Annotated in this window: 21 protein-coding genes and 5 pseudogenes; 17 read left to right on the top strand and 9 right to left on the bottom strand. The window is 60.5% G+C overall.

Going from position 1 to position 24,323, the window contains the following annotated elements; translation table 11 throughout:
* Positions 1-2 precede the first annotated feature (2 nt).
* The 10 genes and pseudogenes from OMP38_RS13220 to OMP38_RS13170 all read left to right on the top strand — a co-directional run bounded on the left by OMP38_RS13220 (position 3) and on the right by OMP38_RS13170 (position 8,972).
* Entirely contained in the window at positions 3-1,610 is a 1,608-nt protein-coding gene (locus OMP38_RS13220) for a hypothetical protein (RefSeq protein ID WP_277565579.1), read from the top strand.
* A gap of 2 nt (positions 1,611-1,612) precedes the next feature.
* Positions 1,613-2,656, top strand: a complete 1,044-nt coding sequence (locus OMP38_RS13215) for a zinc-dependent alcohol dehydrogenase (RefSeq protein WP_277565578.1) — start codon at positions 1,613-1,615, stop codon at positions 2,654-2,656.
* The gene (locus OMP38_RS13210; protein WP_277565577.1) at positions 2,653-3,813 is read left to right on the top strand and encodes a mandelate racemase/muconate lactonizing enzyme family protein; all 1,161 of its coding nucleotides are present in this window, start codon (positions 2,653-2,655) and stop codon (positions 3,811-3,813) included. Before OMP38_RS13215 ends, OMP38_RS13210 begins: the two co-directional genes overlap by 4 nt.
* The gene (locus tag OMP38_RS13205; protein WP_277565576.1) at positions 3,814-4,719 is read left to right on the top strand and encodes a DMT family transporter; all 906 of its coding nucleotides are present in this window, start codon (positions 3,814-3,816) and stop codon (positions 4,717-4,719) included.
* A gap of 14 nt (positions 4,720-4,733) precedes the next feature.
* Positions 4,734-5,795: an SGNH/GDSL hydrolase family protein gene (locus OMP38_RS13200; protein WP_277565575.1), complete on the top strand. Its 1,062-nt coding sequence runs from the start codon at positions 4,734-4,736 to the stop codon at positions 5,793-5,795.
* A gap of 59 nt (positions 5,796-5,854) precedes the next feature.
* Positions 5,855-6,732: pseudogene (locus OMP38_RS13190) on the top strand (SMP-30/gluconolactonase/LRE family protein).
* A 75-nt stretch (positions 6,733-6,807) separates the two neighbouring features.
* A complete protein-coding gene (locus tag OMP38_RS13185; RefSeq protein WP_277565572.1) occupies positions 6,808-7,005 on the top strand; it encodes a PLP-dependent transferase in 198 nt (65 codons plus the stop codon).
* Between the two features lie 16 nt (positions 7,006-7,021).
* A complete protein-coding gene (locus OMP38_RS13180) occupies positions 7,022-7,567 on the top strand; it encodes a PLP-dependent transferase (protein WP_277565571.1) in 546 nt (181 codons plus the stop codon).
* A complete protein-coding gene (locus OMP38_RS13175; RefSeq protein WP_277565570.1) occupies positions 7,564-7,959 on the top strand; it encodes a PLP-dependent transferase in 396 nt (131 codons plus the stop codon). Before OMP38_RS13180 ends, OMP38_RS13175 begins: the two co-directional genes overlap by 4 nt.
* 50 nt (positions 7,960-8,009) lie before the next feature.
* Positions 8,010-8,972 carry a C-terminal binding protein gene (locus OMP38_RS13170; RefSeq protein WP_277565569.1) on the top strand — a complete coding sequence of 321 codons (963 nt, stop codon included), beginning with the start codon at positions 8,010-8,012 and terminating at the stop codon, positions 8,970-8,972.
* 551 nt (positions 8,973-9,523) lie between these two features.
* On the opposite strand, the gene OMP38_RS13165 is transcribed toward OMP38_RS13170, so the two are convergent.
* The 3 genes and pseudogenes from OMP38_RS13165 to OMP38_RS13145 form a co-directional block, all read right to left on the bottom strand.
* The gene (locus tag OMP38_RS13165) at positions 9,524-10,417 is read right to left on the bottom strand and encodes a fumarylacetoacetate hydrolase family protein (RefSeq protein ID WP_277565568.1); all 894 of its coding nucleotides are present in this window, start codon (positions 10,415-10,417) and stop codon (positions 9,524-9,526) included.
* 32 nt (positions 10,418-10,449) lie between these two features.
* Positions 10,450-11,225: pseudogene (locus tag OMP38_RS13160) on the bottom strand (SDR family NAD(P)-dependent oxidoreductase).
* A gap of 160 nt (positions 11,226-11,385) precedes the next feature.
* The gene (locus OMP38_RS13145; RefSeq protein ID WP_277565566.1) at positions 11,386-12,144 is read right to left on the bottom strand and encodes an IclR family transcriptional regulator; all 759 of its coding nucleotides are present in this window, start codon (positions 12,142-12,144) and stop codon (positions 11,386-11,388) included.
* Positions 12,145-12,295: 151 nt separating this feature from the next.
* On the opposite strand from OMP38_RS13145, the pseudogene OMP38_RS13140 reads away from it, so the two are divergent.
* Positions 12,296-12,529: pseudogene (locus OMP38_RS13140) on the top strand (YolD-like family protein); the annotation flags it as partial.
* Positions 12,530-12,762: 233 nt separating this feature from the next.
* Entirely contained in the window at positions 12,763-13,044 is a 282-nt protein-coding gene (locus OMP38_RS13135) for a hypothetical protein (protein WP_277565565.1), read from the top strand.
* 79 nt (positions 13,045-13,123) lie between these two features.
* Here the strand turns inward: OMP38_RS13135 and OMP38_RS13130 are convergent, their stop codons facing one another.
* A complete protein-coding gene (locus OMP38_RS13130; protein ID WP_277565564.1) occupies positions 13,124-13,678 on the bottom strand; it encodes a zinc-binding dehydrogenase in 555 nt (184 codons plus the stop codon).
* A 225-nt stretch (positions 13,679-13,903) separates the two neighbouring features.
* On the opposite strand from OMP38_RS13130, the gene OMP38_RS13125 reads away from it, so the two are divergent.
* The 3 genes and pseudogenes from OMP38_RS13125 (at position 13,904) to fdhD (ending at position 17,840) form a co-directional block, all read left to right on the top strand.
* Entirely contained in the window at positions 13,904-14,500 is a 597-nt protein-coding gene (locus tag OMP38_RS13125) for a DNA-3-methyladenine glycosylase (RefSeq protein WP_277565563.1), read from the top strand.
* A 175-nt stretch (positions 14,501-14,675) separates the two neighbouring features.
* Positions 14,676-17,031, top strand: a pseudogene (locus OMP38_RS13120) (FdhF/YdeP family oxidoreductase).
* Between the two features lie 17 nt (positions 17,032-17,048).
* Positions 17,049-17,840, top strand: coding sequence for a formate dehydrogenase accessory sulfurtransferase FdhD (gene fdhD, locus OMP38_RS13115; RefSeq protein WP_277565562.1), 792 nt, complete (start codon positions 17,049-17,051; stop codon positions 17,838-17,840).
* A gap of 24 nt (positions 17,841-17,864) precedes the next feature.
* On the opposite strand, the gene OMP38_RS13110 is transcribed toward fdhD, so the two are convergent.
* The 4 genes and pseudogenes from OMP38_RS13110 to OMP38_RS13095 form a co-directional block, all read right to left on the bottom strand.
* On the bottom strand, positions 17,865-18,623 hold the full coding sequence (locus OMP38_RS13110) for a glycine betaine ABC transporter substrate-binding protein (RefSeq protein WP_277565561.1): 759 nt from the start codon (positions 18,621-18,623) through the stop codon (positions 17,865-17,867).
* A 286-nt stretch (positions 18,624-18,909) separates the two neighbouring features.
* Positions 18,910-19,440 (bottom strand): annotated as a pseudogene (locus OMP38_RS13105) (ABC transporter permease); the annotation flags it as partial.
* A gap of 12 nt (positions 19,441-19,452) precedes the next feature.
* Positions 19,453-20,565: an ABC transporter ATP-binding protein gene (locus OMP38_RS13100; RefSeq protein ID WP_277565560.1), complete on the bottom strand. Its 1,113-nt coding sequence runs from the start codon at positions 20,563-20,565 to the stop codon at positions 19,453-19,455.
* Positions 20,566-20,988: 423 nt separating this feature from the next.
* Positions 20,989-22,974, bottom strand: a complete 1,986-nt coding sequence (locus OMP38_RS13095; protein ID WP_420869645.1) for a glycoside hydrolase family 127 protein — start codon at positions 22,972-22,974, stop codon at positions 20,989-20,991.
* A 163-nt stretch (positions 22,975-23,137) separates the two neighbouring features.
* Here OMP38_RS13095 and OMP38_RS13090 point away from each other — a divergent pair, with 163 nt between their 5' ends.
* Positions 23,138-23,551: an AraC family ligand binding domain-containing protein gene (locus OMP38_RS13090; RefSeq protein WP_277565558.1), complete on the top strand. Its 414-nt coding sequence runs from the start codon at positions 23,138-23,140 to the stop codon at positions 23,549-23,551.
* Positions 23,548-23,952, top strand: a complete 405-nt coding sequence (locus tag OMP38_RS13085) for a helix-turn-helix transcriptional regulator (protein WP_277565557.1) — start codon at positions 23,548-23,550, stop codon at positions 23,950-23,952. The genes OMP38_RS13090 and OMP38_RS13085 overlap by 4 nt, the downstream gene beginning before the upstream one ends.
* A 51-nt stretch (positions 23,953-24,003) precedes the next feature.
* Here the strand turns inward: OMP38_RS13085 and OMP38_RS13080 are convergent, their stop codons facing one another.
* Positions 24,004-24,240 carry a hypothetical protein gene (locus OMP38_RS13080; protein ID WP_277565556.1) on the bottom strand — a complete coding sequence of 79 codons (237 nt, stop codon included), beginning with the start codon at positions 24,238-24,240 and terminating at the stop codon, positions 24,004-24,006.
* Between the last annotated feature and the right edge of the window lie 83 nt (positions 24,241-24,323).

The following is a 24,323-nucleotide window of genomic DNA, read 5'->3' as shown; positions in this document are numbered from 1 at the left end:
ATATGAAGCTGCAATACAGCATGGCTCATGAGCCGCTGATCGATCGGGCGGCGAGGGACGCGTTAGTCGAACAGATGAAAGAAGCCGGCATTCAGAAAATTTGGATCGCCGGATTTTTCTCTGGCAAAATGGTCGATCTGGATGAACTGAAGGAAGCGAAGGCATTCGCCGAATCGCACGGCTTCGAGGTCGGCGCGGTCACGATCCCGATCGGTCACCCGGGCAACGCGCTTAATCCGGACGATCCCGACCTAGACCTGGAGATTCCGAAAACCTGGCATTACCGGGTGGACAATCTGGGAGAGACGGTGTATTTCTGCGGAGCGATCGACCGCTGCCTGATTGAGGACAACGCCAAGGCCGCCAGGCTGCTGCGCGAGGCGGGCTTCAGTGAAGTATTCCTGGACGACGACCTGCGCGTCGGCAACTTCAACGCGTTTATCGAAGGGTGCTATTGCGATGCGTGCCTGTCGGAATTCAACGGGAAGTATAATCGCTCGGAAACGAGAGAGTCGCTCATGGCGCAGCTGACGAAGAAGGTCAACCCGGAATTGGCGAAGGATTGGGTGGCCTTCCAATGCGACAAGGTTACGGCTGTCATGGAAGCGACAGACCGACAAGGCGTTCAGGCCGGCATCATGGTCATGCACTTCGGCGACGAGCGGCATGGGATCGACATTCCCGCCATTCGCAAGCGGATTCCGGACGCCCTGTTCCGGGTCGGCGAGCTGCAATTCAACGACGGGAGCTTTACGAAGCCGTACGCCAAAGCGGAAGAAATGCTGGGGATCGCCTATCATCTGAACTTCCTGGATAATAAGCTCGCCTACAGCGAATCGACCATTTTCCCGCCTCGCTCCCTCAAGGAACACAACTTGGTGTACAAAGCGAAAATGGCCATCGCATCCGGACTCGAGAACGTTCTCTTCATGAGCGGGACGTGGGTGCTGGAAGAAAGCTATTGGAAGGCGATCGCGGAAGCGCTCCCGGCGTTGCGCGCCCTGGACCGGACGACCGCAGGCTTAAAGAGAAGCTATCCCGTGCATCTGGCCTACGGCACGCACGGCGCCTGCGCGGAGCCGATCGTCCCGACCGGCCTGCCGGTGCTCGCCGGGCTGCCGGTCAAGCCGGTCCGGGCGGATCAGGACGGCGAAGGCGGCCAGCTGCTTCTGTTCATCGGCGATTATGAGCTGACGGCGCAATGGGAACAAAGGCTGCCCGCCTATCGGCAGGTGCTGTTCGACCGGACGGCCACGGAAAAAAACAAGGCGGCGCTGGATCGGCTGATGCCGGAGGCGGCCAATCTGACGCTTTGGGCGCATGAAGCGACGACGCGGCCTACCGATGACGATGTCTATTTGCTTCAACGGCGCATAGGCACGGACGGTTGGCTTTTTCCCCGGGTCGTCGAGGGAAGCGGCATCGGCTTGATCTGGCTCGAAGCGATCGGGACAGTCCTTTTATACAACCTGCTGGAGACCGAAAACCGCGGCACGGTGACGCTGGCGGGCAACGCGTTAGCCGTTTGCTTAAAGCCATTGTCCTTCGCGACGATCGACGCCGAGGGCAAGTGGACCGAATACGATTCCCAAGTCGAACTCGGAGGTTGACCATGCAAAAACGGATATGGCAATGGACGGGGTTGAACGAAGTGACGTCTGGCGCAGCCGAGCGCGAGCAGCCGGACCAGGGCGAGGCGGAGATCCGCATCGCGTCGATCGGCATTTGCGGGACCGACCTGCATATCATGAGCGGCCATGCCGGCTTCGGCGAACCGCCGCTCCCGCTTGGCCACGAGCTGGCCGGCGTCGTCGAGCGGATCGGTCCCGGCGTAGACGGGTGGGCGCCGGGAGACCGCGTCTGCATCGATCCGCTGATCGGCTGCGGCGTCTGCCGCGAATGCCTGAACGGCAACAAGCATCGCTGCGCGCGGTCCGGCGAGATCGGGCTGCACTTCCCCGGAGGCTGGCAGGAATATCTCGTCGTGCCGGCGGCGAACTTGTACCGCCTGCCGGATGCCGTCAGCTTCGAGGAGGCCACGCAGGCGGAGACGCTGCACTGCTGCCTGGGCGGCATCGATAAACTCGATATTCGCCTGGGATGCCATGCCGCCGTCATCGGAGACGGTCCGACGGGCTTATATTACGTGCAGCTGTTAAAAGCAGCCGGCGCGAGCAAAGTCAGCTTGTTCGGCATGCGGGAAGGACGGCTTGAACTCGGGCGCCGGCTCGGGGCGGACGTCACCGTCAATTTGCGGTCGGCAGATACGGCCTCGGACGCGACAGCGCCGGAGACGCAGGATATCGCGATCGATGCGGCGGGCAACGAAGCGTCGCTCAAGCTCGGCATCGAGCTGCTGAAGCGGGGCGGCCAGCTGCTGCTGTTCGGGCTGCCCGGCCATCCCATCCAGGCGGACATCCAATCGGTCGTGCTGAAGGAGCTGACGCTGGCCGGCTCGACCAACGCGCCGCAGGTGTGGCCGCGCGTGCTCGAATTGATGGCTTCGGGCGGCGTAAGGGTGAAGCCGCTCATCACGCAGCGCTATCCGTTCGAGGAATTGGATAAGGCGATCGCATTCGCCCGAAGCGAGCCGGATGAAGCGGTCAAGATCATCGTCAGTCATTCACAAGTTCTAGGAGGAACTGAGCTGCCATGAAAATAACGGCGATCCATACCAAGATGATCAAAATTCCGTTTCACAAAGGCGAAAAATGGTCGGGCGGCACCCGGTACAGCGCGCCTTCGCTCATCGTGCAGATCGAGACGGACGAGGGCCTGATCGGCATCGGCGAATCGGTCGGACCGACGATCCCCGTCATTCAGACGGTCGTGGACAAGGAGTTCGCCCCGTTCTTGATCGGCCGCGATCCGATGGAGCTGGAGTCGATTCTTCATCGCCTGGAAGAGTACTGCGTCAACTGGAAGCAGATCGGCTACTACGGCATGGCGGGCGTAGAGATGGCGCTGCTGGACTTGCGCGGCAAAATTCTGAACACGCCCGTCTACAACCTGCTGGGCGGCAAGGTGAAGCAGGAGGTCGCCTTCTCCGGTTACATTTTCATCGACAAGCCGGAGAACAACGCCGAGGAAGCGCGCAAGTTCGCCGCCGCGGGTTATACCGAACTGAAGCTGAAGGTCGGTCGCGACATCGACCTCGATACGCAGCGCGTCAAGGCCGTGCGCGAAGCGGTCGGGCCGAAGATGAAGATCCGCATCGACGCCAATCAGAACTGGAGCGTGCCGACCGCGATCAAGGCAATCCGCAAGATGGAGAAGTACGATCTGCAGATGGTCGAGCAGCCGACGCGGTATGACGACGTGGACGGCATGGCCGCCGTCGCCCGCGCCGTCGACGTGCCGATCATCGCCGACGAAGGCTGTGCCACCTACGAAGATGCGCTGCGGCTGATCGATAAGCGCGCTTGCGCCTGTTTCCTGGTGTACCCGTCCGAAGCGGGCGGCATCCTCAAAGCCAAGCAGATCGTCGATCTGGCCAACCACGCGGGCATCTGGTGCGTGACGGGCAGTTGGGCCGAGACCGGCATCGGCACGCTCGGCAACGTACACATGGTCGCTTCTTCGCGGAACTTCCCGTTCGCGAACGACACGCATCTGAAGTTCATGAAGGGCGATCTGCTTCGCGAGGAGCTCGTCTTCAACAACGGCGCCATCGCCGTGCCGGACCGTCCGGGCTTCGGCATCGATCTGGACATCACGAAGCTCGACCGCTTCGGCGAGAACTTCGAGCGGGAAATGGTGTTCTACGATCCGCAGGATCCGCAGTTCCAGCCGCGCATCGGGCAGCTTTTGTAAGTGGTTCGCCCCGTCATTTTAAAATTGCTGGCCGTCTCCGTCTTGTGGGGCTGCAACTATGTGGCAAGCGCTTACCTGCTGCGGGAGTTTTCGCCGATCCTGCTGGCTTTGTCCAGGCTCGTGGTCACCTCGCTGTTTCTGTTATGCGTAGGATGGATGAGTCGGACGGTGAAGAAGCCGACCAAGCGTGAATGGATGTGGCTCGCGTTGGTCGGATTGACCAGCTCCCTGATGTACCAGATCTTCTATTTCATCGGACTGACGCACACCAGCGCGGGAAATGCGGCCTTGATCATCGCCCTGTCCCCGATCGCCACGACGTTTTTGGCACGGGTTTTTCTTAAGGAAAAGGTGACGGGCTTTAAAGTAGGCGGTGCGCTGACGGCGCTCGTCGGCGTCGCGGCCATCGTGCTTAACGGCGGCAAAGTCACTGGCGTCTCGCGCGGAGACTTTTTCATTTTGCTCGCGATGCTGACGCTGGCCGTAAGCGTACTGCTGATCCGGAAGGCGACCGAAACGATGAAGTCCATCGACGTAACGATCTATTCGACGCTCATCGGTACGGCGCTGTTGTTCCCGGCCGCGGGGGTCGAGTGGGCGCAGGGCCAGCAGCATGCCGGAGGCAGCCCTTTTACCTGGGCGATGCTCGTCTTCGTCGCATTAATCGCGCAAGGCCTGGCCGGCTTGTGGTGGAACCAGGGCATCTCCGTGGCCGGCGCTTCGACGAGCGCGATGTTCATGAACATCCCGCCATTCGTGGCGATTCTTGTGGCCTATGCCGCGCTCGGCGATCCGATTCGGCTGACGCAGATCGCGGGCGGCGCGCTGATCGTCATCGGCGTTGCCGTATCCAACAAGAAGCTGGCGGACAAAGCGATTTCAACCGGCACTGTTACCGGAGGATAAGGAGGCTGGGGGATATGAACGGATCGACTAGCGATACGAAGGCGCTGCGATGGCATTCGCCAGACTGCGCCCCCTTCCAAATCGCCGGGTTCGCATGGTGGCAGACGGAGCGAAAGTATCGTCGCCTGCCCACCGTCGGGCCCGGCGTCATTCGCGAGATTCTGGACGAATTGGCGGACAACACGTCGGGCGGACAGATTCGCTTTGCGACCGACGCCACCCGGCTGGTCATCAAGGCCAAGCTGTTCGCGCCGAACACCGCCGAGCATGTGACCGCGACGGCGGTCAACGGCTTTGACTGTTATTTGGGCAAGCCGGGCGCGCAGCTTTATTACGGGACGACCCGGTTTGCGCATGACGCAGCCGAATACGAATACGTTTTTTTCGACAACCTGCAGCCTGAAATTCGTTATGTAACGCTGAATTTCCCGTTGTTCCAGGGCGTGCGCGACGTGCAGATCGGCATGAACGCGGAGGCCGGCATTTTCGAATTTCCGGCTTATCCGACGCAGCGCAAGGTCGTCCTGTACGGAACGTCGATTACGCAGGGCGGCTGCGCGTCGCGTCCGGGCATGTCGTTTACGAACATACTGAGCCGCCGCTTCGACATGGAATTCATCAACCTGGGCTTTTCCGGCAACGGCAAAGGCGATCCGGAGATCGCGCGCATGATCGGCGACATTGATGACACGTCTTTAATCGTCGTGGATTACGACGCCAACAACGTGCATGCGGACGACCTCATCCGCACGATGCCCGAGTTTCTGCGCATCCTCCGCGGCAAGCACGCCGAAGTGCCGATTCTCGTGCTGTCGCGGATTCCCTACGGCTATGAGCATACGAATACGGCTTCCTATGAGGACCGCGTCGTCAGAAGGGATTATCAGAGGGAGCTGGTGGCATCCTTGCGGCGTCAGGGCGATCGCTTCATTCATTTCCACGACGGAGCCGACCTGCTGGGCGAGATCTGGAACGAATGCACCGTTGACGGCGTTCATCCGACCGACCTGGGCCATATGCGGATCGCGGACGGCTTGACGCCGCTGCTTCGAGGGATTCTGCAAAGCCATATCTGAAAAGGCATACCTGCAAAGCCATACGACCTTCATTAAGGGAGAAACGGGAGGCGGGAACGATGACGGATCGGGCGGAGCTATTGTACGATGCGCGAAATACGCTAGGAGAAGGGCCCTGGTGGGATTCGGACAACGGTTGGCTTTATTGGACCGACATTACGGATAAGAAAATCCATCGGCTGGCCCCGGAATCGGGGAGCACCGAAGCGTCAGTATGACGCAAGAAGTCGGCGCATTCGTTCCCGCGCGTACGGGCGGCTTTATTTGCGCGATGCGGGAAGGCTTCTACAGGTACGACCCGGTCTCGCAAGCGGCCGCGCCGATCGTCGAGATCGAGACGCATCTGCCCGGCAACCGGTTCAACGACGGCAAATGCGACGCCGCGGGGCGTTTCTGGGCGGGGACGATGGACGAAAAAGAGGAGGGCCCGTCCGGCGCCCTCTATTGCCTGGAAGCGGATCTCGGCTGCCGCCGGGTGCTGACGGACGTCACGATCTCCAACGGCCTAGCCTGGAGCGCGGATAACCGGACGATGTACTACATCGATTCGACGACCCGGGAAGTCGTCGCGTTCGACTACGATCTCGGAACGGGAAGCTTGACGGCGCCAAGGACGGCTGTCCGGTTCGGCGACGACGAGGGGCTCCCGGACGGCATGGCCATCGACCGGGAGGGCATGCTTTGGATCGCGATCTGGGGCGGAGGCAAGGTCATTCGCTGCAATCCCGCGACCGGCGCGCGCCTCCAGACCGTCCTCGTCGACGCTTCGCACGTGACCTCCTGCGCGTTCGGCGGCGAGCGTCTGGACGAATTGTACATCACGACGGCCAGGCAAGGCCTCAGCGAGCGGCAATTGGCCGACGAGCCGCACGCCGGCGGCGTATTTCGCTTCAAGACCGCTACCCAAGGTTATGCAACGGTGCCTTTCGGCGGATAGCGCCTTTCCAACCGTCTTGTCCCGAAGATCGGCAGATCCGGCGGCATACCATTACATCAATCGGAGTGAAGTCCCATGCGCATGCAGACGATGCTTGCCCATTTCGGCGAAGAAACCTTTCATGGGGCGGTCGTGCCTCCTTTATTTTTGAATTCATTGTTTACGGCGAATTCGTTTGACGAGATGAAGCAGTCGGACGCGCCGTACCGTTATTCGCGCATGGGTAATCCGACGACGGACATGCTCGAAAAAAAAGCTGGCGGCGCTCGATAACGGGGAAGCCGCGAAAGTGTTCGCGTCCGGCATGGCGGCTGTCTCTACGACGCTGCTCCATTTTTTGAAGCAGGGCGATCATGTGATCTGCAGCTACCCGATCTACGGCGGCACCTACGCCATGCTGTCCGGATGGATGGCGCGTTATGGCGTGACCTGCGATTTCGTCGACTTCCGCGACCTGGACAACATTCGCGGCGCCGTGAAGCCGAACACCCGCATGCTGTATACGGAAGGTTACTCTACGATGTTCATGGACGTCTTCGATCTTCGCGGCGCGATCGCCATCGCCAAAGCGCATGGCTTGGTGTCCGTCATCGACAATACCTGCGCGACCCCGGCGACGCTCAAGCCCCTGGATTGGGGCTTCGACGTCGTCGTCCATTCGTTATCCAAGTATTTGTCGGGTCACAGCGACTTGACCGGCGGCGTCGTCGTCTCCAGCCAGGATACGATTCGGAAGCTGACCGCCATCGAGATCGGCGTGATCGGAGGCGCGCTGCCCCCCCTTTTGACGCCTGGCTCGCCACGCGGGGTCTTCGCACGTTCGGACTGCGGATGAAGCAGCACGGCGAATCGGCCATGCGCGTAGCTGCGCTGCTGAACAGCCACCCCGAGGTGGAACGGGTGAACTACCCGCTGCTGCCCGGCCATCCCCAGCATGAGCTTGCCGTCTCCCAGATGAGCGGGCCGACGGGGCTGCTCAGCTTCGAGCTGCGCGGGGGAGAACCGGCTGTGCGCAAGTTCATAGATAGCCTGCAATGGTTCAAGATCGGCGTCAGCTGGGGAGGCTTCGAGAGCCTCGTCTACGCGACGGCGATCGGCTGGCAGCGGGACGCGGTCGCCGGGACCGAGTACGAGAGCAGGGTGGATAAGCTGGTGCGGTTATCCATCGGTCTGGAGGACGCGGAAGATTTGCTGGAGGACGTAGAGCGGGCTTTGTCACGAATTTAAAGGGCTTGGCGCGGAAAAGAGAATAAGCGGGAAAGGACCGGCAACTACGGATGAATAGAATAGCTTTGGTCAATTTTTCGACCGTCGATTATACGATCGAGGAAAATATCCTGCGTCAAGCCGGCTACGAAGTGGACGTTTACGACGGCGTGGCGACGGCGGATTTGCCGGATACGGTCAAGGATGCCGAGGTACTGGTCGTCCAGCTGCAGCAAGTGACGGAAGCGCTGCTCGACCGGATGCCGAGCCTGAAGCTGATCGCCCGTGAAGGCATCGGCCTGGACAGCATCCCGGTGCAGGCCGCGAGCAAGCGCGGCATCACGGTCATGAACGTGCCGGACTATTGCCTGGAGGAAGTGGCCGTTCACGCCGTCAGCCTGCTGCTCGCGTCGCACCGCAAGCTGTTCCCCGCTTCGACGCTCGTTCGCGGGGGCCAGTGGACGCGGATGCCCGAGCTTAAACCGATTTTCTCGTTGTCGGAGCAGACGCTCGGATTGATCGGAATGGGACGGATCGGGGCCCAGGTCATCGCCCGCATGCAAGGCTTCGGTTGCCGGATTATCGTGAGCGATCCGTACTTGAGCAAGGCCAACGTCCCTGACGGCGTCGAGCTCGTAACGCTGGACGAATTGCTCGCGCAGTCCGATCTGATCTCGCTGCACTGCCCGTACGTGGAAGAAACGAAGCACATCGTCAACCGGCAAAGCATCGCGAAAATGAACAAGAAGCCCGTGCTGATCAATGTCTCGCGCGGGCCGCTCGTACATGAAGGCGACTTGCTGGATGCGTTGAACCGAGGGGATATTTCCTTTGCGGGCCTGGACGTCTTGACGGAAGAGCCGCCGGCCGACGATCATCCGCTGCTGCATCATCCGAAAGCGATCGTCACCAACCATATCGCCTGGTACTCCGAGCAATCCGAAGCGCGGCTGCGGAATCTGACTTCGACTCGCATCGTCGACTTCCTCGAGGGAAGGGCGATTCCGAACGTCGTGAACAAAAAGGACTTGTGAGAGAAGCGAGTGTATTAAAGAATACTTCGCATCGGCGGAAGCCGCCGTTTCGCTGAGAGGCTTTATGTAGTGCCTCTTGTCGATTGTCGGCAGCGTCCTGTAAAGAAGCTGTTCCATAAGTCATGAGCTGACTTACGGGGCGGCTCCTTTGTTTTTCGGCAACCTGCTCTCGTGTATGAGGGAAGAGAGGGCAGGCGAGCGGGCTGCGTTACGAGAATAACGCAATTTTGCGCTATTCTTGAGTATCGCGTGAAAGGCGGGTAGGTGGACGGGGGCCGTGGGTACGAGAATAGCGCAATTTTGCGCTATTATGCGAATTGCAAGAGCGGCGGTGGAGTGGGCGGGGGCCTTGGGTACGAGAATAGCGCAATTTTGCGCTATTTTGCGAATTGCGTGATCAGCGTGTGAGAGGGCGTGGTCCGTGCTGCGAGAATGCCGCTGTTAGTACCGCGGGTCTCACGATGAAAAACAACAAGCAAAAACGGGATGAAGCTGGGAATTCCTCTGCTTCATCCCGTTTGCGTTATCCTACCTTTCAAATAGCGCGTCGCTTATTCGTCCACCATCCGGTTCGTGAGCGAGCCCAGCTTTTCGATCTCGATCGTGACGATATCGCCATGCTTCAAGTACACGCGCTCTTCTTTGGGAAGGCCGAGGACGACGCCTTCCGGGGTTCCCGTCAGAATCACGTCCCCGGGATACAAGGTCATATGCTGGGATACATAGCTGACGATCTCGTCGCAAGGGAAGATCATGTCCGAGGTGTTTGAGTTTTGCCGCACTTCTCCGTTCACGATGGATCGCATGGCAAGCGCGTTCGGATCGCCGACTTCTTCGGCCGTGACCAGGTACGGGCCGAGCGGGCTGAATTTGTCGAGCGATTTGCCGAGCAGCCATTGGTGCGTGCGCATCTGCAAATCTCTCGCCGACAGATCGTTCACGCAGCAGTAGCCGAACACGTAGTCCAGCGCTTCGTCTTTGCCGACGTATTTGGCGTCCCGGCCGATGACGATGGCGAGCTCCGCTTCGTAATCGACCTCGCTCGTCACCCGGTTGGCGAGCGGGATATCGTCGCCATGCGCAGCGAGCGTGTTGCCGAACTTATTGAACAATATCGGATATTCGGGAATCGGCGCGTTCGATTCCTCGGCATGCTTGCGATAGTTCAAGCCGATGCAGATGATCTTGCCCGGATTCGTCACGCACGGGCCGAATCGAACGTCGCTTTCCTGCAGCAGGTAAGCTTGCGGCCCCGCCGGAATACGCACGATATAACGTTCGACCGCGGCGACGGCTTCTTTTCCTCCGCGGATCAAGTCCATGACGTCGGCAGGCACGCCTTGTGCCGGCACGGCTTCGAGCGCTTTGCGCATGTGTACGATTTCTTCTCCTCTGAGAACGCCTAACGCGAGCTCGCGGTCTTCCCTGATCGTTACGAATCTCATCTCTTAAGTCTCCTTATCGCAGTCTAATGTCATTATGCATTTTTGCCGAACGTCACGCCACCGTCGATATAAAGGGGCGATCCCATCATGAAGCCGGCTTCGTCCGAGGCAAGGAACAGCGCGGCGTTCGCCACGTCCTCGGGCCTGCCGAGCTCGCCGCTGAGCTGGCGGCTCTTGATCGCCTCGATCGCTTTTTCCGGATCGTCGTAGGAGGTCTTCAAATAGTTTTCGACGAACGGCGTGAAGATGGTGCCCGGCAGCAAGGCGTTCACCCGGATGCCGTAAGGCGCGTAGTCCACCTGCATCGACTTGGTCAAGGCGAGGACGGCGCCTTTGGAGGCGGCGTAGGAGGCGCGGCGGGCAAGCCCGATCTCGGCGATGCAAGACGACATGTTGATGATGCAGCCGGATTTGCGCGCCATCATGCTCGGCAGCAAGTATTTGCTCGGCAAAAACACGCCGGCGATATTGACGCGCATCACTTTGTCCCATTGCTCGAGCTCCAGCTCGTGCAGCGCCCCGACGCCGCTGATGCCGGCATTGTTGAAGAGCACGTCGACGCGTCCGAACGCTTGAAGGGCGGCCTGCGCCATACGTTCCATGTCATCGGGGGGACGTGACGTCGCCGGGGATGAACGTGGCGTTGCCCCCCGTTTTTGTTGATTTCGTCAACCGTCTCTTGGCCTTTCGCCCGATCCAGGTCGTTAATGATGACGGACGCGCCTTCCTGCGCGAAGCGCAAAGCGGAGCCTTTACCGATGCCGGAACCCGAACCCGTGATCAAGCATACTTTTCCGTTCAGCCGCATAATCGGTATTCACATCCTTTAGTTTATTATATAAAACTAACTTTACTATATAAAACTAATATATCATCCCGCATTTGCGCTGGTCAACGTAAAAAAAAGAACCCGCTTTCACGCGCTCGAGGCGGCGAAAAACGAGTCCTTAACCGAACCTGATCTTCGATTACTGCAAAGAAGACAATTGCTCAGCCAACCGCAGTACTTCCTTCCGGGCATCCGGCTTCTTGGCTTCCCAGCGGGGGAGCGGCATCGTGAAGCTGACGGCCGCGACGGGAACGCCGCCCGGGTCTTTGACGGCGGCCGCGATGCACGCGATCCCGTTCACGACCTCTTCCTCGTCCACGGCATATCCGAGCTGCCGTACTTGCTCCAGCTGCCCGAGCAAGGCATCCACGTTCGAGGCGGTTTTATCGGTAAACCGTTCGAACGCGGCGTTCGCGAACAACGTCCGAACCCGTTCGTCCGGCATATTCGCCAAGAGCGCTTTTCCCATCGCCGTCGCATAGGCGGGAATCCGCATGCCCGGCTCGGAGACGAGCCGCACGGGCGCAGGCGCTTCTTTTTTCGCCAGGTACAAGATATGGATTCCTTCCAATCGGGCAAGCTGCGCCGTCTCGCCGATCCGTTCGGCCGCGCCCGCCGCCAAGCGCTGAAACTGCGCGACGAGATCGATGCCGGAAAAATAAGCGCGGCCGAGCGTAGCGAATACGGGGCCCAGGGCGTAGGTTTCGCCTTTTTCCCGATTCACCCACTGTAGCGTCTCCATCGTCTGCAGAAGCGAAAACATCGTGCTTTTGTTGATTCCCGTCTCGGACACCAGGTCCATCATCCGCATTCGGGAAGGGCGGGCCGCGATGCAATGAAGTACTTCATGCGCTCGTTCAAGCGCCGGCACCCAATACTTGCGATCTGTACGCTCCATTTTCTCACCAGGTTTCTCTGATAAACTGGGTTTATTATATCACAAGCACCTTTTTCCCATAACGCCTTCGTTATTTGGTAGAATAGGAGAGTTGACTGAAGGAGGTAGACCGAATTGCCAGAGGTAAAAAAAACCGGGAAAGAAATATAAAGCCAAACGTCCGACGCGCGACGAGTTCGAGCTCGAGGAAATGGGAGAGCGCCTGGTGGAGGCCAAGCAGGAGGACAGCACCGTCGTTCTGACGATATGGGACGAGCCGGAGCCCGTTCGCGGCCGGATCGTGAAGCTGGACGCGCGCACGAGATTGGTCCACGTCCAGACGCTCGAGAAGCTCGCCAAGCTGCCTTTCCTGGACATTATGCGCGTCGATAACCCCAGAGATTGAACGCGTTTCCGGTATACAGGGATTTGGTAAGATAGGAAGAACCAAAGGGCGAACGCGATCCATTCTAAAGGCGGGGACGCCTTGAAAAAGATTCGACCGATCCTTTTCATCAGAAATCGAACGAACTCCCTATTCCTGAAGCTGCTCGCGGGCTTCCTATGCATCGTCCTGCTGCTCGCCTCCCTGACCTTCTACTCCGTCTCCGAATCCAACTGGATCTCATCAAAAAGCAGATGCTGCTGTTTTTTTCGAACGAGAAGATTTTGCTGCTCCAGAACAAACCTGTGAACACGCTCTATCCGGAAATCGTGCGCGAAATCCAACAGTGGACGACCGTGCCGTATTATTACATCAACCATATCGTGTTTTATTCCAAACCGAACGATCTCGTGCTGGAAAAGGAAACGAGCACGAACGCCAAAGCGATGTTCGGCGTCTTCTATAACAGCTTGGATTACCCGCTTGAATTTTGGAAGAAGCAGTTTGGGGAAAAGTATACGTCGGTCAAAGGGTAAGGCGGCCAAGAAGGCCGCCCCGCTTAATCCAAACGCGTCCAATCGAACAGCACGCCCATGGCCGAGCTGCGGTTATTCATTACCAGGCCGTACGCTTCCGGCGCATCCATCGGCGAATACCGGCGATGAGCGGCGCGATATCCATGCGGCCCTGAATGAGGTAACGAAGGAAAAGTTCGGACATCGCGGGATGGTCCCACTCCCGGTAATTTTTGAGGGCATGGATGCCCAGAATCGAGACGGAATCCGATACGACGTTCGGCCCGAGCGTTTGCTGCGAGGGCACCGAAGTATCGCCGAGCAGCACGACGCGACCGAACGGCTTGACGAGCAAGGTGGCCTGGGCAAGAACGGACGGATGACCGGTGACGTCGAATACGACGTCGAGCATTTTACCTCCCGTCGCCGCGCGGATCGCTTCTCTGGCTGCTTCCGCGTTCATGGGCAGCGGGCGAATGCCCGGCTTTTTCGGCAGCAGGTCAAGCCGGCTCTCTGCCGGATCGATGGCGTAGATTTCCAGGGCGCCTAACAAATAGGCGTAGCGGAAGGAAGAGCTGTTCTCGCTGAACGACGCGCATTTCGAGTAGATCGTCGCCGGCGTTCTGGAGGCGCTCGCCGGTGCGGGCGTCGGCATGGCCGGGGAAGCTTAATCGGACGTTCGGCAAAGCCCCCCGTCAGCTGTAGCTGATGGGGGGCTTTGCATGGCGACTGTTGCTGAACGGATTCAACTTTGGCGGCATTTTCGTAAAGTACGCGGTTGTACGCTATATTGTATGGTGAACGACCATGCGGAACGGCTGCATCCCTGCGGGAGAATGTCTTCGAATAATTGTGATTAAGCTATAAACGAGGTGGCTATATGACGATCAACCCCTTATCCCTTTCCTTTTTTCAAAAGCCTACGCTCGAACTGGCTCGTTCGCTGCTTGGGATGCTGCTCGTCAAGGAGACGGAGCTCGGTATCGCCTCCGGATGGATCGTCGAGACGGAAGCTTATATCGGTCCGGGGGACCGTGCCGCGCACAGCTTCGGGGGCCGAAGGACGCCGCGAACGGAAGTGATGTTCGGCCCGCCGGGTTATGCGTATACGTACGTCATGCATACCCACTGCCTGTTCAACGTGGTCAGCGGAGAGCACGACAGTCCGGAAGCCGTATTGATCAGGGCCGTCGAACCCGTGGAGGGTGAAGCGCTCATGCTGGAACGCAGAGGTCCGTTGAAGAAAATCCACCATCTGACCAGCGGACCGGGCAAATTGACGAAGGCGCTGGGTATCGGCATCCAGGATTACGGACTTCCGCTGGACAAGCCGCCGCTTTATATCGCGGAGGGAAGACCCGTGTCGTCCATATCGGCAGGACCGAGGATCGGTATCGACAACAGCGGCGAAGCGAGAGATTACCCGTGGCGCTTTTGGGAGACGGGCAATCCGTTTGTGTCGAGGAAGGGCAAGTGAAGCGGGAATCGAGAAGGGAACGCTCCGCGCTTGCCCACGATTTGCAAACGCTTGCAGTACAATCGGTCGACCTGCTAAACTAAACGTATTCCAAGCCGCAAATCACGGAGCAGCGGGCTGCTTCGGGTCGGCGGCTTTTTCATTTCCATCGCGGCTGAGACGGAGGTTGACGATCATGGGCAAGACCAAGCATTCGGGACGAACGAAGCTGCCGGGAAGTCCGGATCCCAAGCTGTGGGTGAGCAAAATGCCGTTCGGCCTGGGCAGGCAGAAGCCGCATCATATCCGCGATACGATGAAGGTCGTCTGGGACAATCGCGACAATTTGCCTTACGCGTACAGAATCTTGACGCAAGGCGTCTGCGACGGATGCGCGCTCGGCGTGTCCGGCCTTTACGATCAGACGCTGATGGGCCCGCATCTGTGCACGACCCGGCTGAACGTACTGCGGCTGAACACGATGGGGCCGATCAAGCCTGACGTTTTGCATGCCGATATCGACGAGCTCAGGCAGATGAACAGCGCCAAGCTGCGAAAATTGGGGCGTATTCCCTACCCGCTCCTACGAGAGAAAGGCGAGCGCAGCTTCCGGCGCGCGACTTGGGATGAGGCCATGGATCGCATCGCCAGCCGCATTCGCGGCGTAGATCCGAAGCAGCTGGCCTTTTATCTGACCGGGCGCGGCATTACGAACGAATCGTACTACGCGGCTGCCAAGGCCGCTCGCCTGATAGGCACGAACAACATCGACAATGCGTCGCGCATTTGCCATTCGCCCTCGAAGACCGCGATGAAGCGGTCGCTCGGCATCGGCGCTTCCAGCTGCAGCTACAAGGATTGGATCGGCACGGACGTGCTCGTGTTCTGGGGAAGCGTAGCTTCGAACAATCAGCCGGTGTCCACCAAGTATATGTACGCCGCCAAACGCAAAGGCACGAAGATCATCGTCATCAATCCGTACCGGGAGCCGGCGATGGAGGGCTACTGGGTGCCGTCGATCCCCGAATCCGCGCTGTTCGGCACGAAGCTGGCCGACGACTTTTACCAGGTGAACATCGGCGGCGACATCGCGTTCATGAACGGCGTGATGAAGCATTGGTTCGAGATGGAGGACGAGCGGCCGGGCTCGGCGATCGATCACGCGTTCGTGAAGGCGCACGTAAGCGGTTATGAAGCGCTGAGGGAGCACGTGCGCCTGCAGGATTGGGCGGCGCTCGAACGGTCGTCGGGTTTGCCGCGCGAGCGGATGGCCGACTTCGCGAAGCTGCTGGCCGGCTCGCGCAGCGGCGTCTTCGTCTGGAGCATGGGGCTCACCCAGCACCGCTTCGGCACGGACAACATCTCGCAGGTCGCCAATCTGGCGCTGCTCCGCGGCTTTGTCGGCAGGGAGCACTGCGGCGTCATGCCGATCCGCGGACATAGCGGGGTTCAGGGCTCCGGCGAAATGGGCGCGGATCCGTTCAGCCTGCCCGGCGGGGACTTTCAGGAGGAGCATGCCCGGCGGATCGAGGCGCTATGGGGATTCGAGCTGCCGCGCTGGCAGGGCGACATTGTCGGCGTGTCGCTCGAGAACGCGATGCTGCCGGACGATCACGAGCGCAAGCTCAAGGTGTTCTACACGTCCGGCGGCAACTTCGTCGAGACGATGCCGGACCCCGACTTCGTGCGAGCATGCCTGGAAAACGTCGACGTGCGCGTTCATCAGGACATCGTGCTCAATACCTCCACGCTCGTCGACGCGAAAGAGGAGGTGTGGGTGCTGCCCGCCATGACCCGGTACGAGCAGCCGGGCGGCGGCACGTCCACCTCGACGGAACGGATGGTGTATTTCTCGCCGGAGATCGAAGGTCCGCGCATCGCGGAAGCCAGGCCCGAGTGGGAGATCTATATCGATCTGGCTGCCCGCATCCGTCCGGAGCGGCGGGAAGCCGCGGCTTTTGCCGATGCGGCCGCCCTCCGGGAGGAGATCGCCAAGGCCGCGCCCAACTACGACGGCATTCAGCATCTGCGGGGAAGCGGCGACGTCTTTCAATGGGGCGGCGCCTGGCTGTGCGAAGGGGGTGAGTTCCCGACGCCTGACGGCAAGGGGGAGGCTTCTGCCGATCGAGCTTCCGGAGCTTCGCAAGCCCGAAGGCCGGTTTTACGCGACGACGCGCCGCGGCAAGCAGTTTAATTCGATGGTGTACGGCGACCATGACCCGTTTAACGGCGCCGGGCGGTACGACGTGCTGATGAACGCGGCGGACGCGGCGGGGCTGGGCATTCGGGAGGGAGATGCCGTCGTCGTCTATAACCGGCACGGCGTTTTTCACGGCAGGTACAAAGCGGCGGCGATGGCCGCAGGCAATCTCGAGTTGTATTGGCCGGAAGGCAATATGCTTTTTCCCAAAGGCGTCTATGAGCCCCATGCGGGCATTCCCGAATATAACGCGGCGGTCGTCGTAGAGAAGGCGGAGACTTACCATGCGCTGAAGGACACGAGGTACGTGGAGAGGCGAATCGAGGAATTGGACATCGGCATGCCGGAATAAGCGCAAGGGGGACGGAGATGGAACGACCTTCGATCGTAAAATGGACCGCGACGAAAATAAAAGAGGGACTCGTCTCCGAGCGGGAAGAGGACGTGGCGGCCGAATATCCGCTTACGCTGATCGTGGACGGCGAGGAGTTCGCGACCTTGGTCTGCTCGCCTAGCGATCTGACCGATCTGGTCGTCGGCTTTCTCGGCTCCGAGGGCGTCATTCGCGTCCGCGAAGATATCAAGTCATTATCGCTGGACGCCCAAGGCGGATTTGCCCGCGTCGAGCTCGTTCGTCCGCAATCCACCGCCAAGGACTTTTACTCGAAGCGTATGATCGGCTCTTGCTGCGGCAAAAGCCGGCAGTTCTACTTTCAGAATGATGCGCGCACGGCTAAAACGCTGACCGGCGGGCTGCGGATCCCGGCCGAACGCTGCTTCGAGTGGATGTCGGGACTTCAGGCGGCTTCGGCCGAGTTCGCGGCGACGGGCGGCTTGCACAACGCCGCCCTGATCGACGAATCGGGAGTGGCGGAGGCGAGGGCGGACATCGGCCGGCACAACGCGCTCGACAAGCTGTTCGGCCACTGCATCCGCCATCGAATAAACGCGCGAGACCGGGTCATCGTGTTCAGCGGCCGCCTCTCCTCGGAGGTCGTACTGAAGGCCGCCAAGATCGGCTGCCCGCTGCTGCTGTCCAAGTCCGCGCCGACGGATCTTGCTCTCCGGCTGGCCGAGGACCTCGGCATCACCTGCGTCGGCTTCATCCGCGCGGATTCGCTGAACGTGTACACGCATCATCGCCGGATTATAATGACGTAAGCCGGCCGCTCTCTGCGCGATCCGTCAGATCAGCCCTTGCTCCTTCAGCCATTGCTCCGCCACGGCGCGCGGCTCCTTGCGCTCCAGGTCGACCTTCCCGTTCAGCGCGGACATCGTCGCGTCGTCGATTTTGCCTGCCAGCAGGTTCAGCGTCTCTTCCAGTTCGGGATGCGCCTTCAGCGTATCGTCGCGAATGACGACGGCGGCATAGTACGGCGGGAAAAATCGCTTGTCGTCCTTGAGCGTCTTCAGTTTGAACGCCTGGATGCGCCCGTCCGTCGAGAAGGCGTCGTTGACGTCGGTCGTGCCTTCCTTGACCGCGCCGTACGTCAAGCCCGGGTCGAGCCCGGTCACCTTTTTGAAGTGCATGCCGTAAGCGGCCTGCAACCCCTTGAAGCCATCCTCCCGCTCCAGAAACTCATGCGTCGCGCCGAGCGTCAGCTCGGACGAACGCGCCGCCAACTGGGACATCGTGTCGATGCCGAGTCGCTCGGCGGCGTCGGCGCGCATGGACAGCGTGTACGTATTGTTGAAGCCGAACGGCGGCAGCCAGGTGATGCCGAACCGCGTTTCGTAGGCTTCCTTAACCTTATCGTACGTGGTCTGCGGATCTCCTCCGATAGGCGCCTCGCCCAATACCGACGACCACCCCGTTCCCGTATACTCCGGGTACAGATCGATGCTGCGGCTCGCGAGCGCGCTGTGGGTCACCTGGGAGCCGCCGAGAAACGGCTTGCGCACGACTTTCAGATCGGTCTTCGCCTCGATCAAGGAGGACAGCATATGGACGAGGATGTCCTGTTCGGTGAAGTTTTTGCCGCCGACCGTGATCGTCTTGCCGCCTCCGACTCCGCCGAATCCGAGCCCGCCGCGTCCCAGCAGGCTCGTCGCGATCGCCGCGACGAGCAGGATGCCGAGCGCGATCTCGACGACCCGCGCGAAGCGATTCGTCCGTTTGCGGCCGACCGGCCTTAAGCCTGGAGGCGTGACCGCCCGTTCCATCCGCTCCAGCAAAAAAATCCAGCAGAAGCGCGAGCAGGGCGGCGGGAATCGTGCCCGCCAGGATCAGCTCGGTGTTGACCGTCGAGATGCCGCGGAAAATGAGGTCGCCGAGGCCCCCGGCGCCGACGAGCGAGGCCAGCGTGGCGACGCCGATGACCATGACCGTCGCGGTGCGTATCCCCGCCATGATGACGTTCAGCGCGAGCGGGAGTTCGATGCGCCACATGACCTGCATGCCCGTCATCCCCATGCCGACGCCGGCTTCCTTGATCGGCTTTTCCACGTTCATGATGCCCGTATACGTATTGCGCAGAATCGGCAGGAGCGCGTACACCGTCAGCGCGATGATGGCCGGCACCCGGCCGATGCCGACGAGCGGGATCATGAAGCCGAGCAGCGCGAGGCTCGGGATCGTCTGGAACAGCGAGGTCAGCCCGATGACGGGAGAGGCGAGACGCCGGAAGCGCGTCAAGGCGAGTCCCGCCGGGACCGAGATCGCGATGGTGATAAACAGCGCGATGAACGAGATTTGCAGATGCTCGAGCGTTGCGCGCACGATGTCGTCGCGCCGGTTGATGAATACGTCCCAAAGATTCATGGCGGCCTCCGTTTATATCTGCTTCAGCAGGGCGTCGATCAGGCTGGAATTGGTCACGAGGCCCGCGATCTGGCCGTTGGGATGGACGACGGGCAGGTAGCTCATGCCGTGCTGCTTCATGACGTCCACCGCATCCCCGACGCTCGAGCCGACGACGACGTTCGGGATGTCGGCCCGCATGATTTCCTGAAGCGTCAGCTCCTCGTTCCGGTAATTTTCCTCGAGCGCTTCTCTCGATACGACGCCCTGCAGCACGCGATTCTTGTCGAGCACGAGCAGGCCGTTGACGCGATGCTGCTTCATGAGCTTCGCGCCGTGCGCGAGGCCGCGAGACTGGTACACCGTCACGGGATTCCACAGCATGACGTCCTCCACCGACAGATGCTCGGAAGCTTCGTTCAATCGGCCTTCGCCGATGAAGCTGCGGACGAAGTCGTTTTTGGGCCGTCGCAGGATACGCTCGGGCGTGTCGGCCTGAACGATCTCGCCGCCCTTCATCAGGACGATACGGTCCGCGATCTTGAGCGCCTCGTCCATGTCGTGGGAGACGAATACGATCGTCTTCTTGACGGTCTCCTGCAGCCGGATCAGCTCGTCCTGCAGCTGTTCGCGGCTGATCGGGTCGAGCGCGCTGAACGGCTCGTCCATCAGGATGATGGAAGGCTCGGCCGCCATCGCCCGGATGACGCCGATCCGCTGCTGTTGGCCGCCGCTCAGCTCGGACGGGTAGCGGTCGCGATACTGTTCGGGATCGAGGCCGACCATGTCCATCAGCTCGTCGATCCGGCGTTCGTACGCCTTTTTGTCCATGCGCTTAAGCCGCGGCACGATCGCGACGTTATCCTTGATCGTCATATGCGGGAACAGCCCGATATGCTGGATGACGTAGCCAATATCCCGTCTGAGCCGCACGGGATTGATCTTGGAGATGTCTTTGCCGTCGATGGAGATCCGGCCGCTCGTCGGCTCCACGAGCCGGTTGATCATCTTCATCGTCGTGGATTTGCCGCATCCGCTCGGGCCGATCAGCGTGACGAGCTCGCCTTCCCCGATCTCGAGGTTGATGCCCTTCAAAGCGCTGGTGCCGTCCGGATACTTCTTGGTGACGCCGTCAAATTGGATCAAGCGCGTTCGCTCCCCGCCGTTTGCCCGTCCAAGCGAGCGATAGTGCGGGTAGTATGCCCATTTCTTGCAGAAATAACTTGGACATGCACAGCTTGCAGCGACTAGTGCGTACGTGAGCGAGGTCATGCGTCGAAAATAGCGCAATTGTGGGCTATGGCGGAGATGAGTGTGTGCAAACGAGGGGCCAGGCAGCGGAAATAGCGCAATTTTGCGCTATAGCGGAGACAAGTGTGTGCAAGCGAGGGGCCGTACAGCGCGAATAGCGCAATTTTGCGCTGTGGCGGTACGATGGAGGAGACGAGTTTGTAAAAGAGAGGGTCCATGCGTCACCATAGCGCAATTTTGCGTTATGGCGACGCGATGGTTGCGACAAGTGCGAGTGTCGCCAGGATGGTTGAAATTCACACGTATGAATGGTTTCGCTTATGGCTCCTCGCGAACCCAAACCTGCATCTCGCCCGGCTCGCGGTTGCCCCATAGCGTATAGGGAACGGCCACGATCCGGCTCGGCGTCCGCGTCGGCGGCTCGCTGCGGTACAGCGCGCCGCCGGCGTTCGCCGGCTCTTCGAGCCGCAGCCCCTCGGTTTCAATCAGAATGGCGCCGGCCAGGCGTCCTTCGCCGGCCACCTCCCGGAGCTCGGATCCCGCGCGAATCGCCAAGGCGGCCAGCGGCGCGCCGTTGTCGGCTTCCTCCAGGCAATAGACGAGCGGACCGCGCTGCAGCGCGACGCGGCCGGCGTTCGCGCGCACTTCGGCGGCGGCGTAGATCCGCCGGGGCCGCATGTCCAGCGTCATGCCGAATACGTCGCCAGCCTGCCAATCCCGGCGCAAATATGCATAACCGTCCCGAATCTCCGGCGTTGCCGGCTCCCCGTTCAACGTGAACGAGGTATGCGCGGACCAAGCGGGCACCCGCACGGCGAGCGTGAAGTCGCCAGAGCCCGCGGCTTCGGCCAAGGTCAGGCCAACCTGGCCCGCCCACGGCAGCCCGCTCGCCATTCGTACGCCAACCTGTCTGCCGGCAATCGTCAGCTTCGCCTCCGCGCCGATATGGAGATGCGAATAAAGCGTGCCTTCGCCGGCGGAGAAGGCGTAATGGCCGAGCGACGAGAGCAACCGCGCGACGTTGGGCGGGCAGCAGGCGCAGCCGTACCATTTTTGCCGAACGGCCTTCACGTGATGCTTGCCCGGATTGCCCTCGCTCGCCGCCGGCCACACTTCCATCGGATTAACGTAGAAAAAATGCTTGCCGTCGGTCGCCATGCCTGCAGTGACGGTATTGTACAGCGCGCGCTCGAGCACGTCCCCGTACTCGCCCTTGACCTCGTTTTGCAGCATGCGCTGCGCGAACATGATCAGGCCGATCGACGCACAAGTTTCCGAATAGTTCGTGTCGTTGGGCAGGTCGTAATCGAACGTAAAGGCTTCGCCGTGGTGGGTGGAGCCGATGCTTCCGTTGACGTACATCTGTTTGCGGACCGTATTGTCCCACAGCCGCCTGCAGGCGGCGAGCAGGCTGTCGTCGCCGCTTCGAACCGCCAGGTCGGCCATCGCGGCATACATATACATCGCGCGCACGGCATGGCCGGTCGCGACCTCCTGCTCGCGGACGGGCTTGTCCGCTTGATGATAAGATAGCGACGGCGGCGTTTTCTGCACGACGCCGGGCGTCCAAGCGGAGGTACGGCCTCGCGCTTCCCATTCTTGGTGGAAGAAGCTGGGCTGCCGGCCCCGCTCGTCGATGAAGAAGCCGGCCAAGTCCAGGTACCGCCTTTCGCCGGTCGCTTCGTACAGTTTGACCAGCGCCAGCTCGATCTCCTGGTGGCCGTCGTAGCCCCGAATCTGGCCGGGACGGTCTCCGAACGTCGCGTCGATATGATCGGCCAGGCGGCAGGCGACGTCGAGCAGCGCTTTTTTGCCCGTCGCGCCGGCGTAGGCGACCGCGGCTTCGATGAGGTGGCCGGCCGAATACAGCTCATGGCAGTCCGTCAGGTTCGTCCATCGCTTGCCCGGTTCGGCTACGGTGAAGTACGTGTTCAGGTAGCCGTCCGCTTGTTGGGCGGCCGCGACGAGCGAGATCGCCTCGTCCGCGACCCGCTCCAGATCGGCGTCGGGCGCCGCGGCCAGCGCGTAGCCGACGGCTTCGAGCCATTTATACAAGTCCGTATCCTGGAAGAAGAAGCCGCCGAACGCGCCTTCCTCGATGCCCGCCGCGATGCGGAAATTCCGGATCGCATGGCTCGGCTCCGCATCGGCGACGCGGTCGTTCAGCGCTTCCCATTGATAGGGAATGACCGTATCGCGCACGAGTTTGACATAGGGAGACCAGTAATCGTCCTTTATACTGACATTTTTAAGCTCGATAGGGCGGGGGAAAACAGTCTGTTCTTGAAGAGCCAATTTGTTCACGCTCCATCTTATAAATTGTGATCCAATCGCGCCGCGCATCGTATCGCGATTCGCTGCTTCCCTATTTTAAGACAGTTCAGGCTCCCTTGTCGGTAGGCGATCAGGTATAATAGGTGTCAAAAACTGACCTCAAATCGAGAGGCGGAGAAGAGGGACGAGCGGGATGCTGCCTTTATACTTGAACGAGCCGTACCGGCTGCAAATGGGCGGACATTTCCTGTCGGACGAGACCTGGTCGCACATGGACCGCACGATCGCGGACTATGAATTGATCGTCGGCGTTTCAGGCGTCGTCTTCATGGAGACCGGCGGGAGCATGTACGAGGTGCGGGCAGGAGACGTTCTGTTTCTCATGCCCGGAGAGCGCCATCGCGGCTATCGGCTTTCTAGGCCGGGCGTTTCTTTTTTTATTGGTTCCATTTTTTCGTTCCCGAAGCCGGGGGAGAGGCGCCTGCGGGTCAGATGCCGCGCTACGCGAGCTGCCCGAACCCGAGCCGGGTGCATATTTTGGCGCGTCAGCTGCTACATGCGGCCAACGGCGGTTACCGCATTCGGGGGGCGGGAGATTACTTTTTGACGTGCCTGCTGATCGAGCTCGCCGACCAGCTGCAGGATTCCGACGGCAGGCCCGCGCTGGACGCCCAGCTCTACGAGCTGCTCGCGTGGACGCGCCTTCATGCGCTGGACCCGGATATTACGGTCGGCCGGATCGCAGACCACGTCGGGTACAACAAAGACTACCTGTCCCGCATGTTCAAGCGGCGCTTCGGAGCTGGCCTGCTCGACTACGTTCACGGCTTGAAGCTGGATGCCGCGAAGGAGCTGCTGGCGAGCGGGAAGCTGGGCGTCAAGGAGATCGCCGGCCGCGTCGGCTTCGGCGACGACAAGCAGTTCGCCAAATGGTTCAAGCGGCTCGCCGGCGTGACGCCGACCGCCTATCGTCAGGCGTTCGGGGGCACCCGTCTCAACAATCGTTAAGACCGCGGCCGCCGTTGCATGAAAAAAGCCGCGTGCTTCGCGGCGTTTTCTTTAGGCATTCGGTTTCTTGTCAGCGGCTTCGCCCGTTCTGGATCCGATCAAGTAGCCGATGATCGTCGACTCGACCGGGAGCACCACGAGTGTCCACAAGTCCTTCAAGCCGAAGTCCGAAGACCGGTTCTGTTCGGGGACGAGCGTGTAGACGAGCGCGATGAGCAGCACGCCGAGCGCGATCGTGCCGACGATGTAGAGCCGGACGTTTTCCCCCGAGCCGAAAAATCGCCCCAAAAAAACCAAGCTCTGCTTTGCGTTTCTCGCTCTCGGCGTTCGCCGCGATGATCTTGCTGGCGACCTTCGGATCTTGAATCTCG

Source organism: Cohnella ginsengisoli, assembly GCF_029525555.1.
GTDB classification, from domain to species: Bacteria; Bacillota; Bacilli; order Paenibacillales; family Paenibacillaceae; genus Cohnella; species Cohnella ginsengisoli.
Note: the sequence above shows the minus strand (reverse complement) of the source record. Positions and strands in the feature narration are given on the sequence as shown.